The organism is Ornithinicoccus hortensis (genome assembly GCF_006716185.1).
GTDB lineage: Bacteria > Actinomycetota > Actinomycetes > Actinomycetales > Dermatophilaceae > Ornithinicoccus > Ornithinicoccus hortensis.
The window spans coordinates 249,118-263,736 of the sequence record NZ_VFOP01000001.1 but is presented as its reverse complement, the minus strand read 5'-3'; the positions used below and the strand labels follow the sequence as shown (position 1 = coordinate 263,736).

Sequence of the window (14,619 nt, the reverse complement as noted above, 5' to 3'; positions counted from 1 at the left end):
ACGGTGCCCTCGCTAGTATGAACGGAATAGTTAGCCATTTCCTAATCAATAGCTACCCGATGCGGAGGCCGCCGCGATGGACCCGGAGTCGCTGATCGCCCGGATCACCGAGCACGACTCCCGGTTGCGCCAGCTGGTCAGCACCAAGAGCCCGGTGACCTTCCCGGACGACCTGACCCTGCGCCAACTCCAGCTGCTGCTGGTGATCCGGGCGACGCCGCGCACCACCGGCCAGGCGCTCGCCGAGGCCCAGCAGGTCTCCACGCCCACGATCAGCGGCCTGGTCGACCGGCTGGTGGGCAAGGGGCTGCTGGTCCGCGAGCCGGACACCGCGGACCGCCGCCGGGTGCTGCTGTCCCTCAGCGACGCGGGCCACGCGGTCCTCGACGACCTCGAGGGGATGGGCAACCGGCACCGCGACCGGGTGCTCTCCCGGCTGTCCGTCGAGGAGCTCGCCGACCTGGAGAGGATCTACGGCCGGTTGGTCGACGTGGCGACGCAGGTCGCGGGGGAGCCGGCTGCGGGGGAGTCGGCCGCAGGGGGTCCGGAGCCCGGCGACGAGCGGTCGGGGGCCCGTGGTGACCGATAAGCGCCTGCTGCCCGCGATCGACCCGGACGTCCTAGGCGACGTGGCGGCGCTGCGCACCGAGTTCACCCGCTTCATGCTGCAGTACCAGTTCGGGGTGGAGGAGGTCACCACCAAGATCGGGATCCTGCGCGAGGAGTTCCGGCTGCTGCACGACTACAACCCGATCGAGCACGTCAGCTCGCGGCTCAAGTCTCCGGAGTCGATCATCGGCAAGGTCGCCCGCAAGGGGTGCGACCCCTCCTTCTCGGCCATCCGCGCGGCCATCACCGACATCGCCGGGGTCCGCGTGACCTGCAGCTTCACCTCTGACGTCTACCGGCTCTTCGACCAGTTCACCGGGCAGTCCGACGTCACGGTGATCGAGGTCAAGGACTACATCCGCGACCCCAAGTCGAACGGTTACCGCAGCCTGCACGCCATCGTCGAGGTCCCCGTCTTCCTGTCGGACTCGGTCGCGCCCGTGATCGTCGAGGTGCAGTTCCGCACCGTCGCGATGGACTTCTGGGCCAGTCTGGAGCACAAGATCTACTACAAGTACCGTCGCTCGGCGCCCGCCGAGGTGCTGGAGCAGCTGGCCGAGGCGGCCGAGACCGCGCACCGGTTGGACACCCTCATGGAGGACCTGCACCAGCAGGTGCACGCCGGGACCGCCGAGGTGCCCCCGCCCGACCACCACCTGGTGCCGACCGACGAGGTCCTCGGGCAGCTGCGCGCGATCCGCGACAGCCTCGGTCGGGGGTAGCTTCACCCCGGAACCTGGCGCTTCGTCCCGGGAAGGTTCTGCAACGAAGTACAGGATTCTCGGGTGACTGTGAGGATTCCCTTTGCAGCCTGATGGTGCTGGGCTGTTGGTCGGTGACCGTGAGTGTGACCCTTCGGGTGACTGGCTTTGTGCCTTTCTCGGGACTTGTCCGCTTGGGGTTGCCGGCCCCGGCCCGGTCGGAGCAGTTGGCCTGATCAGGAGCTTGACCGTCCGGTGTTCACGCACCGGTCGTGTCTCATCACAGTCCTGCCGAGTCTCCGCCCCGGACCGGAACCACATCCGCTCCCAGGCAAGGAGAGAACGCATGACCAGTGTGACCGATCTACGTGACGTCGTCGATACCGTCATCGGCGTCGACACCCACGTCCAGACTCACTCAGCGGCCGTGGTCGACGCGCGGACCGGCGGTGTGCTTGAGGAGATCACCGTCGAAGCCACGACCGACGGCTATGCCCGACTGGTGGAGTTCGCTAACGAGCACGCAGCACTGCGGGCGTGGGCGATCGAAGGCACCGGCGGGCACGGCGCCGGCCTGACCCGGCACCTCGAGCGCAACCAGGAGGTCGTGGTCGAGCTCGACCGTCCCGAACGCGCTAAGCGACGTAACGGCGCCAAGTCCGACCCGCTCGACGCGATCCGCGCCGCCCGCGAAGCACTGTCCCGCGCGAAGCTCGGCACCCCGCGCAGTGGCGGGGACCGCCAGGCGCTCTCGGTGCTGCTGGCCGCGCGCCGGTCCGCAGTCAACGCCTCCACCGACGCCCAACGCCAGCTGTTCAGCCTCCTCATCGCCGCGCCCGAGCCGATCCGCGAGCGGTTCCGCGGCCAGAAGGTCCCGGCGATGATCAGGACCGCGGCGAAAATGCGTCTTAACTCAACGTGGGACCTGGAGACCACTACGACCGTCAGGACCTTGCGCGCCCTGGCCCGGCGGGCACGTGCCCTGTCGAAGGAGGCCGCCGAGCACGAGAACGCCATCCGGGCGATCGTGCTGGCCTGGCGCCCCGACGTCCTGGCCCAGCCCGGTGTCGGGCCGATCGTGGCCGCGACCGTGCTGTGCGCCTGGTCCCACCCAGGCCGGATCCACTCCGAGGCCGCCTTCGCGATGCTCGCCGGCGTAGCCCCGATCCCGGCCAACAGCGGCCAGGTCACCACCCGACACCGCCTCAACCGGTACGGCGACCGACAGCTCAACCGGGCACTGCACACCATCGCGCTCTCCCGCATCCACTACGACCAAACCACCCGCGAATACGTCACCCGTCGCACCGCCGAGGGCAAGACCAACCGCGAAATCACACGCTGCCTCAAGCGCTACATCGCTCGCGATCTCTACCGCCTGCTCGAAGCAGGCCCGATCAGGCCTTGACGGTCCATAGGAGCGTCCCGATAATCCTGCAGGGGGTTCCCGCCGGGGCGGAACCGACGGGGAGGCGGGGGCGTCGGACGGGCATGACACGGCATACTCGGCGCATGTCGCTGCAGCGCGTGGGAGACGGACTCCACGGCACGGGCCAGAAGGTGTGGAAGAGCCTGCCGCTCAAGGTCGCCCGGCGCACGACGCTGCGGGTGGGGACCAAGGCGCTGACCGAGACCTACAGCCTCTACAAGGTGCACCCGGCGATGTGGCGGATGACCGCGACGAACTACCAGCCGTGGATGGGGGACTTCGCCCGGCGGCACGCCTGGATGACCTGCCAGCTGGCCTCGCTGCACGTGCCCGCCTACCGGGACTTCCTGAAGCAGCGGGGGTGGACGTTCCGGTGGTGGGACCTGACGAACTACCCGCCGACCAGCAAGGACAGCTACGTCACGCAGTACCCCGAGGACCAGCGCTGCTGGCACGGGGACCTGGCGCTGCGGGGGACGCTGGTCGACGAGTCGTCCGGGTCGTCGGGGACGCCGTTCAACTGGGTGCGGGGGCGCGATGAGCTGGCCGACATCCACCGCAACGTCGCCGGGTTCACCTCGCTGATGATGCGCGAGGAGGAGCGGCTGTTCGTGATCAACGCCTACTCGATGGGGGCGTGGGCGACCGGCACCAACACCGGGATCGCGATGGCCAAGATCGCGATGGTCAAGAACACCGGCCCGGACCTGGACAAGATCGTCGACACGATCCACCACTTCGGTCCGGGATTCACCTACCTGGTCACGGCATACCCGCCGTTCCTGAAGGACCTGCGCGACCGGCTCGACGCGGACGGGCTGGACTGGTCCCAGTACCGGATGCACGGGCTGGTCGGTGGCGAGGGGATGACCGAGGCGCTGCGCGACTACTGCGAGGAGCGGTTCCTCACGGTCCGGTCCGGCTACGGCGCTTCCGACCTGACGATCGGCATCGGCGGGGAGACCGAGCTGACCGTCTGGCTGCGCCGGGCCCTGCTGGAGGACCCCGGGCTCCGCGAGGCCGTGCTCGGGGCGGACGAGACGCGCACGCCGATGGTCTTCCAGTACAACCCGCTGGAGACCTACCTGGAGACCACCTCGGACGGGGAGATCCTGTGCACCCTGACCTCGACGCAGGTGCTCAGCCCGAAGCTGCGCTACAACATCGGCGACGAGGGCGTCCTGCTCGACTGGCACGACCTGGCCGCGATCCTGCGCCGCAACCCGCGCTGGCGCGCCGAGGCGCGCGCCGCCTGGGAGAAGCAGGGGATGAAGCTGCCCCTGCTTCTCCTCTTCGGCCGCAAGGACGCCACGATCTCGTTCATGGGCGCCAACATCTACCCGCAGGACGTCGAGAACGGCCTGTATGACGACTCCTCCCGGGCGGCCCGGCTCGCCTCGTTCACGCTGACCCTGGAGGAGCGCGACGGCGGGAAGGACAGCCAGCCGGTGATCCACCTGGAGCTGCGCGAGGGCGTGACGCTGGCGGAGGCCGAGCGCGCCGACCTGGCCGCCGACGCCCGGACCGGGGTCGTGGGCTACCTGGCCAGGGTGAGCCGGGACTTCGCCCAGTCGCTGGAGGAGTCGGACCGCACCGGGGACATTGAGGTGCGGGTGCACGACCACGGCACCGGGCCGTTCGCGGCGGAGAACACCAAGCTCAAGCGGGTCTACCTGCAGAAGGACCCGTCGTGAGTCGCGCGGCGCAGGCGGAGGCGGGGGCGGTGTTCGTCGGCGCGACCCGCTACACGGGGCCCGTGGCCTGGCTGCGGCTGGCACCCCACTGGCTGCGGATGGTCCGGGAGATGAAGCGGATGCCCGGCTACCTGGACCACCGGGTCTACTACGAGCCGCCGTTCAGCCTGGGGACCCTGGGGTTCTTCGCCACCCAGGACGACCTGATGCGGTTCGCCCGCACCGGGACCCACCGGCGCCTGATGGGCTGGGTGCTGGACCCGGACCACGCCACGGGCGGCTACATCCGGGTCTACCGGGCGGTCGACAGGGAGGACGCACCATGAGGACGACCGACTTCTCCAAGGCCCCCGACATCGCCCGGGCCGGGGTGATGTTCGTCGGCGGCACCCGCTACACCAGCCCGGCCGCCTGGCTGCGGCACGCCGGTCGCTACCGCACGATGATCGGGGAGATGAAGCGGATGAAGGGCTACCGCGGCCACCGCACCTACTGGCAGCCGCCGTTCACGCTCGGCACGATCGCCTGGTTCGACACGATGGACGACCTGATGCGGTTCGCCCGCACCGGCACCCACCGGGAGTTGATGGACTGGGTCGTCGACGGGACGAAGAACGCCACCGGGGGCTGGATCCGGGTGTACTCCGCGCACGAGTCCGGCTACACCAACGGGGTGTGGCGCGCCGAGGAGAACGTGATGCGCAACATCGAGACGTTCACCCCGGTCGGTCGCGAGGAGGTCGGGCCTCCCGTGCAGCGGGTCCGCCGCGCCCGACGGGACGTCCCGGACGCCGGCAGGACCGGTGGCTGAGGACCGGGGTCCGGTCACCGTCACCCCCGTCCGGACCGAGCAGGACCTGCGGGACTTCGTCGACCTGCCGTTGCGGTGCCACCCCCGGGACCGCTACGTCCCGCTCTGGCAGGACAGCATCCGGCGGTGGTGGACCGGTGACGGGCCGCACACCGCCCACGGCGCGGTCGAACTGGTGCTGGCCCGGGATGGCACCGGTGCCGTGGTTGGGCGCAGCACGGTGCACAGCGACGACCGGATGGACGCCCGGATCGGGGCCCGGACCCAGCTGCTCGGGGCCACCGAGTTCACCGGCGCGGACGCGCTCGCCGGGCTGACGGCATACGCGGAGGAACGGGCCCGTGCGGACGGGCGGACGGTCCTGCTCGGCCCGGTGTCGCTGCTGCCCAACCAGACCGGCGGGGTGATCACCTCCGGCTTCGCCGAGCGCGGCTTCGTCGACTCGCCGTGGAACCCGGAGCACTACCCGGCGGCGTGGGAGGCCGCGGGCTTCGCGCCGGTTTGGCCCGCGGCCACGTGGATCTGCGAGGACCTGACCGCGCTCGATGCCGACGCGGTCTTCCCCCGCGGCGCCGGGGACCTGCCGGAGGGGGTGGCGCTGCACCACGGCCGGAGGCGCGGGCTGTCGCGGCAACTGGGCATCCTGCGCGGGATGCTCAACCCGAGCTTCGCGCAGCTGCCCTACTACACGGAGATCAGCGAGGAGGAGCTCGCCGTCGCCACCGACGGGCTGGCCTGGCTGCTCGACGAGCGGCTGCTGCTGTGGCTGACCGTCGAGGGGGAGCCGTCGGCCTTCGTGCTCGTGGTGCCCGACCTCAGCGGGTTCGTGATGTCGACCGGGGGCCGGATGGCCCGGCGCGACCAGCTGCGGCTGCTGCTGACGCGGCGCCGCTACCGGGACGAGGCCGTGCTCATCATCAAGGGGACCGTGCCCGCTGCCCAGGGTCGGGGACTGATGTCGGTGCTCTCGCACCGGCTGCTGGCCAACCTGGTCGACGGTGGTTACCGGAGCCTGCGGGTGACCTTCATCGGGGAGGACAACCCGGCCTCGGCCGCGCAGTTCGCCGCGATGGGTGGGCGGCCGCTGCACGGGGTGACGTTCTACCGCAAGGACCTGGCGTGAGTGCCGGGGCGGGTGGGCCGGCGCAGCGGGTGCTCGCCCGCTCCGCCGACTGGGGGCGCGCCCCCAGCGCGCACAACACCCAGCCCTGGGAGGTCACCGCCGACGGGCCGGACACCCTGCGGCTGGGGTGGCACGCCGACCGGGTCCTGGAGGTCGGTGACCCCACCCGGCGCGACCTGTTCCTGTCGCTCGGCTGCGTGGCCGAGGCGCTGGCCATCGTCGCGGCCGACCTCGGCCTCGAGCTGCGTCTCGTCCCGGCCGTCGACCGGGCCTCCCGGATCGCGGCGGTGGCCACCCTCCACCCGCGACCGGACGTCTCATCGGTCGGGGATCCGACCCCACCGGACGCGTCGTCGGTCGGGGAAGGCCTGCCACCGGACGCTCCATCGGGCGGCGATGCACGCTTCACGGTCCCCGAACTCGTGGCGCGCCGGACCGCGCGGGGCCGGTATGCCGACCCACCTGTCACCCGGGAAGAGGTCGCCTCGGTGGCCGGCGCGGCCGGGTTGGCGGACGGGGTGAGACTGGACGTGCTCCCCGACGACCTGGTCCGCGCGACATTGCTCCGGGCAGACCGGTGGACGTTCGAGGGGCCCGCCACCGGGGAGCTGCGGGACTGGCTGCGGCTGGACCCCGGCGATCCGCGCTACGTGTTGGACGGACTGAGCGACGTGGCGATGGGACTGAACCGGTGGGAGTCGGCCGGCCTGCGACTGGCGCTCCGACCCACGCCCTTGGCGGTGCTGCGCCGGACCGGACTGTCACGGGCACTCGCTCGTTCGGCGACCACGCGGCCCGTCGGGACGGTGGTGGCGCTGACCGCCCCCACCGGTCTTCCCGACGAGGCCGTGCTTGCGCTCGGGCGGGACCTCCTGCGCACCTGGCTGGCCGCCGGACGCAGCGGCCTGTCCGCCCATCCGCTGAGCCAGCTCCTGGACTGCCCGGCAACCGAGGACCAGGTGTCGCAGGCCGCCGGTGGCGGGCGGTCGCCATACGCGGTGTTCCGGCTCGGCCGACCCGCTCAACGCCCGGCGCGCTCCCACCGACTCACCGACGGGTAGGCAGCGTTTCGCCCGATCGTGCGTCCGGTGGCAGACGAAGGCCGCCCGATGACGCGTCTGGTGGGGTGCTGGGGCCGCCCGATGACGCGTCCGGTCGGGAGTGAGCTAGTCGGAGGCGCCGGCCCAGCGGGTCGCGGCGTCCTCGAGCCAGGCGGTCGCCGCGTCCTCGTCCAGCGTGGTGCCTTCGTAGTCCGGGGCGTAGGCCACGACGCCGTGGAAGTCCCCGACGGGGACGTCGGCGGCGATGTAGGCCTCCTCGCTGTTCGGCGTGGGGACCTGCTGGCTCCACATCATCGTGCCGAAGCCGTTGGCGCCGTCCACGTCCCAGATGCACTGCAGCCCGTCGCCCTGGGCGGGCCACTGCTCGTAGCCGCTGCTCTCCAGCAGGGTCAGCTCGCCGGTCACGCCGGTGACCTCGGCGACCTGGGCGGGCTTGCCGAAGACGTACTCGCACATGGCGCGCGCGATGCCTGGGTCCATCGGCGCCGCCGGATCCACCCGGACCTTGTCGCCGTCCAGCAGGCCGAGCGAGTCGAGGACTTCCCGGGGGTCCCCAGGCGTGTCGCCGCTGCCCTGGTCCTCGCCCTCCGTGCCGTCGTCGCCGCCGTTCTCCTCGCCCGCGGTGTCGTCGGCGGGGTCCTCGGAGGTTGCGCCACCGTCGTCCCCGTCATCCGCCGGACCCCCGTCGTCGGTGGTGGCCGCCGCGTCGTCCCCGGCCGGGTCGGTCTCCTCGGCGGTCTCGGTCGTGGCCTGGGGCTGGTCCTCGGGGGTGCTCTCCTCCGGGTCGTCCTCACCCGCGCAACCGGTGAGGAGGAGCACGCCGACGGTGCCAGCGGTCAGGAGCTTTCCGATGAGTCGCATGATCCTCATGCTACGAACCAGCCGGTAGCGGTGGGAAATACGCCAGTCGCCCCTCAGGCCGAGGCGCCGCCCCAGCGGGTCGCCGCGTCCTCCAGCCACGCGGCTGCCGCCGCCTCGTCCATCACCTCTCCGGCGAAGGTCGGGGCGTAGGCCACCGTGCCCCAGTGCTCGCCCACGGGTCCGCTTGCCAGGAGTTGGGTCTCGTCGCCGTCCTCGACGTTCGGAATCTCCTTGCTCCACAGCACGATGCCAAACCCGTCCGCACCGTCGACGTCGTAGACGCACTGGATGCCGCCCCCGTTGCCGCCCCGCTGGGTGTAGCCGTTGCCGTCCAGCGGGGTCAGGTCGTCGGAGACGCCCGTGATGGCGGCCACCTCGTCCTGGGTCCCGACCACGTAGTCGCAGATCGCCGCCTGGACGGTCGGGTCGTCGACCCCACCCGGCCCCACGACGACCTGCTGGCCGTCGAGCAGCCCGGCCTGCTCCAGGACCTCCTCCGGCGCTGCATCCGGGTCTGGCGCGGCTCCGGTCTCGTCCGAGCCGCCGCCGTCGCCGTCGGCGACTTCCGTCTCGGTCGCGGTGTCGTCGGTCGCGGTGTCGTCGGTCGCGGTGTCCTCGGTCGCGATGTCCTCGGTCGCGGTGTCGCCGTCCGCCGTGTCGACCCCGGAGGCGGCGTCGTCTTCGGCCTCCGCGCTGGCCCCCTCCGTCGTCTGTGCCTGGTCGGTGGTGGTGCCCTCGGCCGGGTCGTCCTCGCCCGAGCAGCCGGCCAGCAGGAGCACGCCGAGGGTGCCAGCGGTCAGGATCGTTCCGATACCTCGCATGGCGCCTATCCTACGAAGGGGAAGCAGGTCGGGGCGGCGACAGTGCAGGCTCCGAGCCGTGCGGGCCGCCCGACTCAGCCCGCGGCGGGGCCGGGCACCGGCTGCGACGCGGCGACCTCGGCCGGTGCGGCCTCGACGTCGGCCTCGTCCTCGTTCCAGGGCATCGTGGCCAGGATGTCGCGGGGCCGGGCGAGGGTCCAGTAGACCAGCAGGGAGACCGCGCCACAGCCGACCATGACCGCGGCCATCGGCACGGCCGAGGCGGCGTCGAAGGCCCCGGTGACGGGGGCGATCAGGGCGCCGAAGACGAAGTTGCCGGCCCCCAGCAGCGCGGCGGCCGAGCCGGCCCGCTCGCCGTGGTCGTTCAGGGCGATGACCGGGGCGTTGGGCATCACGAAGCCGGTCGCACCGAGGACCAGCACGACCCCCGCGACGACGGCGACCACGCCCAGGTCGAGCAGGGCGGCGGCCAGCAACAGCGTGGAGATGACGAGGCCGGAGGGCAGCGCCACCATCAGGATGCGCACCGGGTGGATCTTCTTGACCAGGAAGCCGTTCACCTGGCTGGCCACGGTCAGCGCGCCCGCGCCGCCGGCGAAGACCAGGGCGTACTCCTGGGTGCTCATGCCGTACAGGTCCTGGAAGATGAACGTCGCCGAGCTGATGTAGGCGAACAGGGCGCCCATCGCGGTGCAGGCGGTCAGCACCAGGCCGACGAACCGGCGGTCGCCCAGCAGCACGGCATACGAGCGCAGCGCCGGCGCGATCCCACCCTGCCGGCGCCGGGCCGGCGGCAGCGTCTCCCGGGTGAAGAACAGGGCGGCGGTCACCAGCACCAGGCCGAAGACGGCCAGCGCCCAGAAGATCGTCCGCCAGGTCCCGAAGTGCAGGAACTGCGCGCCCAGCGTCGGCGCGATGATCGGGGCCACCCCGACGATCAGGAACAGCCGGGAGATGAAGGTCGCCATCTGCGACCCGCTGTAGAGGTCGCGCACCATCGCGTTGCTCAGCACCATGCCGGCCGCCGCCACCAGCCCCTGCAGGAAGCGCAGCACCACGAGCGCCTCGAGGGAGTTGGACAGCGCGATGACCATCGAGATGACCACGTATGCCGTGAGCGCGGCCAGCAGGGGACGTCGCCGCCCGATGACGTCGGCCACCGCGCCGATCAGCAGCTGGCCGATCGCCAGGCCCACCAGGGTGGCGGTGAGGGTCAGCTGGACCGCGGCCTCGGTGGTGCCCAGCTCGGTCACCAGCGTGGGGAAGGCCGCCAGGTAGATGTCGATGGTCAGCGGGCCGATCGCCACCAGGGCGCCGAACATGAGCAGCTGCCCCAGGCGGGAGGGCTGACGCTCCCCGTCGGTGCGACCGGTCACCGCCGTGCGGGGCGGGACGGGGGCAGCGCCTGCGGACACGGGGGTGGACTGGTCCGAACGCAGGGGCATGGGGTGGTCAAGGCCGTGCCGTGGCCATCTATTCCACCGGGCCCTTGTGCCCGCCCGCGGCGACGACTTAGGTAGGTGCATGAGCCGCACCGAGTCGCGATCGTTCGTCCCGCCGGCCAGTCCGGACCAGATCCGCAACGTCGTGCTCGTCGGTCCCGCCGGTGCGGGCAAGTCGATGCTCTTCGAGCGGCTCACCGCCGCGGAGGGCGCCCAGGTCCGTCAGGGGGAGCAGCCGCCGTCGACCGGGATGGGGGTGGCCACCGTCGCGCGCGGCGACCTCGTCGTCACGCTGGTGGACACCCCCGGACGTCCGGACTTCGTCGGCGAGGTCCGGGCCGGGCTGCGCGCCGCCGACGCCGTGCTCTTCGTGGTCTCGGCCGGCGACACCGTCGACGAGCCGACCCGGATGCTGTGGCGGGAGTGCGCCGCGGTCGGGATGCCGCGCGCGGTCGCGGTCACCCAGCTGGAGCTGGCCCGCGCCGACTACGACGCGGTGGTCGCCGACTGCCAGCGGGTCTTCGGCGACGCCCAGCCGCTCTACCGCCCGATCCTGCAGGGCGGCTCGGTCACCGGTGTCCTGGACCTGCTGCGGCGCCGGGTGCGCCGGGTCGACCCCGACGGCGGTGTCGCCGCCCCGGAGGAGCCCACCGACGCGGAGGCCGCCGACATCGAGGAACGCCGGGGCCCGGTGCTCGAGTCGGTGATCGAGCAGTCCGAGGACGAGTCACTGCTCGAGCGCTACCTGGAGGGGGAGGACGTCGACCTGGCGATGCTGCGCGAGGACCTGCGCGCCGCTGTCGCGACGGCGCGGTTCTTCCCGATCATCCCGGTCCACCCGCCCACGGCCGCCGGCATCGAGGAACTCTTCGAGGTGATCGAGGTGGGCTTCCCCGCCCCGCCGGCCGCCGGCATACCCCCGGTGTCGACCGCCTCGGGCTCGGACTACGGCGACATCTGCGCCGACCCTGACGCGCCGCTGGTCGCCGAGGTGGTGCGCACCACGACGGACCCGTATGTCGGGCGGCTGTCCCTGGTGCGGGTGTTCGCCGGCACGCTGCGCAGCGACGACCGGCTGCACGTCTCGGGCCACCTGTCCTGGGTTGCCGGCCACGAGGTCGCCGGGCACCCCGGCCACGACGAGGACGACGAACGGGTGGGTCAGATCAGCAGCCCGCTGGCCGACGGCACCGCCCCGCGCGACCGCGCGATCGCCGGGGAACTGGTGCTGGTCACCAAGATCGCGCACGCCGAGACCGCCGACACCCTCTCCGACATGGAGCACCCGGCGCTGGTCGCCGCCTGGTTGCTGCCGGAGCCGCAGCTGCCCGTGGCAGTGCGCGCCGCCTCCCCGGGGGACGAGGACAAGCTGGCCTCGGCGCTGCAACGGGTGGTCGCCGAGGACGTGACGCTGCGGATGGAGCAGAACCCCGAGACCCACCAGCTCGTGCTGTGGACGCTGGGCCCGGCGCACGTCGACGACCTGCTGGAGCGGCTGCGCGAGCGGCACCACGTGGAGGTCGAGGTCGACCCGGTGCGCACCTCCCTGCGGGAGACCTTTGTCCGACCGGTCGACGGCACTGGCCGCCTGGTCAAGCAGTCCGGCGGGCACGGTCAATATGCCGTCGTCCACGTGCGGATCGAGCCGCTCGAGCGGGGCGCCGGCTTCGAGTTCGTCGACAAGGTGGTCGGCGGGGCGGTCCCGCGACAGTTCATCCCCTCGGTCGAGAAGGGCTGCCGCAGCCAGATCGCCCAGGGCGTGCTGGCCGGCTACCCGCTGGTGGACCTGCGGGTCACCCTGCTGGACGGCAAGGCGCACTCGGTCGACTCCTCGGACATGGCCTTCCAGTCGGCCGGGGCGCTGGCCCTCCGGGAGGCCGCCAACGACTCGACGGTGTCCCTGCTGGAGCCGGTCGACCACATCGCCGTCACGGTCGCCGACGAGTACGTCGGGCCGGTGATGGCCGACCTGCGCGGCCGCCGCGCCCAGGTGCACGGCACGGAGGCGGGTGAGGAGGGGCACACCGTCGTGCACGCCGAGGTGCCCCAGCACGAGCTGAGCCGCTACGCCATCGACCTGCGCTCGGTCTCCCACGGGTCGGCGACGTTCACCCGCGAGTTCGTCCGCTACGACTACCTGCCGGCCCAGCTGGCCACCGAGATCGGCAGCAACCGGCGCTGACGGCGCGGTCTCAGCGGCGCGGCACGTTGCGCAGGTTCGACCGCGCCATGGCGACGACCTCGCCGGCTCCGCCGTTGAAGACCATCTTGCTCATCGCCGTGGCGAAGCCGAAGATCTGCTCGCCGGTGACCTTGGGCGGGATCGACAGGGCGTTCGGGTCGGTGACGATGTCGACCAGCGACGGCCCGCGGTGCTCCAGCGCCTCCCGGTAGGCCGACTCCAGCTCCCGGGCATCGGTCACCCGCACGGCGTGCCAGCCCATGGCCGCGGCGATCGCGGCGTAGTCGGTGGCGGGGACGTCCACCCCGAAGTCGGGCAGCTTGTCCACCAGCATCTCCAGCTTGACCATGCCGAGCGTGGAGTTGTTGAACAGGGTGACGGTCAGCGGCAGGTCGTACATCACCGGCGTCAACAGCTCCCCGAGCAGCATCGCCAGGCCGCCGTCGCCGGAGACCGAGATGACCTGCCGGTCCGGGTAGGCCAGCTGCGCCCCGACCGCCTGCGGCAGGGCGTTGGCCATCGAGCCGTGCAGGAACGAGCCGATCAGGTCGCGGGTGCCGCGCAGGTTCAGGTAGCGCGCCGTCCACACGTTGCACATGCCCGTGTCGGCGGTGAAGATCGCGTCGTCCGCCGCGACCTCGTCGAGCACCGACGCGGCGTACTCGGGGTGGATCGGGACCAGCTTCTCGGCCTTGCGGGTGTAGGCCCCGACCGACTTGTCCATCAGCTTGTCGTGCCGCTTCAGGGTCTGCTTGAGGAACTTCTGGTTCTTCTTCGCCTTGATCAGCGGCAGCAGCGCCTCGAGGGTGGCCAGCACGTCTGCGTGCACCGGCAGGGTCACCTCGGTGCGGCGGCCGATGACCGCAGCGTCGCGGTCCACCTGGACCGTGGTGACGTCCGGCAGGAACTGGTCGTAGGGGAAGTCGGTGCCCAGCAGGAGCAGCAGGTCCGCGTCCTCCATCCCGAAGGCCGCGGCCCCGTAGCCGAGTAGCCCGGTCATCCCCACGTCATACGGGTTGTCGTGCTGGATGAAGGTCTTGCCCCGCAGCGAGTGTCCGACGGGGGCGTTCAGCAGCTCGGCCAACCGGACCACCTCGTCGTGCGCGCCCGCGACACCAGCCCCGGCGAAGATGGCCACCCGGTCCGCGGCGTTGAGCGCGTCCGCGAGCTCGTGCAGCACGTCGGGGTCGGGCGCCAGCGTGCCGCGCCTCACGGGACGGTATGCCGGGGCCTCGGTCGTGGCGTCGAGGTCGGCCACGTCGCCGGGCAGGGTGACCACGGAGACGCCGCCCAGGCCGAGCGCGTGCCGGATCGCCGAGTGCACGACGCGGGGCGACTGCGCGGGTGAGGTGATCAGCTCGGAGTAGACCGAGCACTCGGTGAAGAGGCGGTCCGGGTGGGTCTCCTGGAAGTAGCCGGACCCGATCTGGCTGCTCGGGATGTGCGAGGCGATGGCGAGCACCGGCGCCCCGGTCCGGTTCGCGTCGTAGAGGCCGTTGATCAGGTGCAGGTTGCCCGGGCCGCACGACCCGGCGCACACCGCGAGCTCCCCGGTCAGCTGGGCGTCGGCCGACGCGGCGAAGGCGGCCGCCTCCTCGTGGCGGACGTGGATCCAGTCGATGCCGCCGTCGGCGGAGCCACCGGTCGCCCGGCAGGCGTCGACGACCGGATTCAGGCTGTCCCCCACGATGCCGTAGATCCGGCGGACCCCGGCCTGCTGGAGCTGGGCGACGAGTTGCTCGGCGAGTTTCATGCGGGCCTCCGTAGAAAGGAACCTGATCGCCCCACCGTAGCCACCGGGGAACAGGACCGCCGCCGGGCCCGTTGCCCCCAGAGAGCACGCCCGTCGGCGCGGCCACGGGGACCCGAGAACGACACGGAGGAC

13 protein-coding genes are annotated in these 14,619 nt (G+C 71.8%); 9 read left to right on the top strand and 4 right to left on the bottom strand.

What is annotated here, in order from left to right; genetic code table 11:
* Positions 1–76 precede the first annotated feature (76 nt).
* The 8 genes from FB467_RS01145 to FB467_RS01110 all read left to right on the top strand — a co-directional run bounded on the left by FB467_RS01145 (position 77) and on the right by FB467_RS01110 (position 7,428).
* Positions 77–589, top strand: a complete 513-nt coding sequence (locus FB467_RS01145; protein ID WP_141783454.1) for a MarR family winged helix-turn-helix transcriptional regulator — start codon at positions 77–79, stop codon at positions 587–589.
* Between the two features lie 73 nt (positions 590–662).
* Entirely contained in the window at positions 663–1,331 is a 669-nt protein-coding gene (locus tag FB467_RS01140) for a GTP pyrophosphokinase (protein ID WP_141786402.1), read from the top strand.
* 325 nt (positions 1,332–1,656) lie between these two features.
* Positions 1,657–2,718, top strand: a complete 1,062-nt coding sequence (locus FB467_RS01135; RefSeq protein ID WP_170230512.1) for an IS110 family RNA-guided transposase — start codon at positions 1,657–1,659, stop codon at positions 2,716–2,718.
* Positions 2,719–2,822: 104 nt separating this feature from the next.
* Entirely contained in the window at positions 2,823–4,433 is a 1,611-nt protein-coding gene (locus FB467_RS01130; RefSeq protein WP_228393296.1) for a phenylacetate--CoA ligase family protein, read from the top strand.
* Positions 4,430–4,759, top strand: a complete 330-nt coding sequence (locus FB467_RS01125) for a hypothetical protein (protein WP_141783453.1) — start codon at positions 4,430–4,432, stop codon at positions 4,757–4,759. Before FB467_RS01130 ends, FB467_RS01125 begins: the two co-directional genes overlap by 4 nt.
* Positions 4,756–5,244: a DUF4188 domain-containing protein gene (locus tag FB467_RS01120; protein ID WP_141783452.1), complete on the top strand. Its 489-nt coding sequence runs from the start codon at positions 4,756–4,758 to the stop codon at positions 5,242–5,244. The genes FB467_RS01125 and FB467_RS01120 overlap by 4 nt, the downstream gene beginning before the upstream one ends.
* On the top strand, positions 5,237–6,367 hold the full coding sequence (locus FB467_RS01115; RefSeq protein WP_141783451.1) for a hypothetical protein: 1,131 nt from the start codon (positions 5,237–5,239) through the stop codon (positions 6,365–6,367). Before FB467_RS01120 ends, FB467_RS01115 begins: the two co-directional genes overlap by 8 nt.
* Complete coding sequence (locus tag FB467_RS01110; protein WP_141783450.1) at positions 6,364–7,428, top strand: nitroreductase family protein; 1,065 nt, start codon at positions 6,364–6,366, stop codon at positions 7,426–7,428. The genes FB467_RS01115 and FB467_RS01110 overlap by 4 nt, the downstream gene beginning before the upstream one ends.
* Before the next feature lie 105 nt (positions 7,429–7,533).
* Here FB467_RS01110 and FB467_RS01105 read toward each other — a convergent pair whose 3' ends face one another.
* The 3 genes from FB467_RS01105 to FB467_RS01095 all read right to left on the bottom strand — a co-directional run bounded on the left by FB467_RS01105 (position 7,534) and on the right by FB467_RS01095 (position 10,555).
* Positions 7,534–8,289, bottom strand: coding sequence for a hypothetical protein (locus FB467_RS01105; RefSeq protein ID WP_141783449.1), 756 nt, complete (start codon positions 8,287–8,289; stop codon positions 7,534–7,536).
* 53 nt (positions 8,290–8,342) lie between these two features.
* Positions 8,343–9,110, bottom strand: a complete 768-nt coding sequence (locus tag FB467_RS01100; protein WP_141783448.1) for a hypothetical protein — start codon at positions 9,108–9,110, stop codon at positions 8,343–8,345.
* Positions 9,111–9,184: 74 nt separating this feature from the next.
* The gene (locus tag FB467_RS01095; RefSeq protein WP_170230508.1) at positions 9,185–10,555 is read right to left on the bottom strand and encodes a multidrug effflux MFS transporter; all 1,371 of its coding nucleotides are present in this window, start codon (positions 10,553–10,555) and stop codon (positions 9,185–9,187) included.
* A 79-nt stretch (positions 10,556–10,634) separates the two neighbouring features.
* Here FB467_RS01095 and FB467_RS01090 point away from each other — a divergent pair, with 79 nt between their 5' ends.
* A complete protein-coding gene (locus tag FB467_RS01090) occupies positions 10,635–12,734 on the top strand; it encodes an elongation factor G-like protein EF-G2 (protein ID WP_141783446.1) in 2,100 nt (699 codons plus the stop codon).
* 10 nt (positions 12,735–12,744) lie between these two features.
* On the opposite strand, the gene FB467_RS01085 is transcribed toward FB467_RS01090, so the two are convergent.
* Positions 12,745–14,487 carry a pyruvate dehydrogenase gene (locus FB467_RS01085; RefSeq protein WP_141783445.1) on the bottom strand — a complete coding sequence of 581 codons (1,743 nt, stop codon included), beginning with the start codon at positions 14,485–14,487 and terminating at the stop codon, positions 12,745–12,747.
* Positions 14,488–14,619 lie beyond the last annotated feature (132 nt).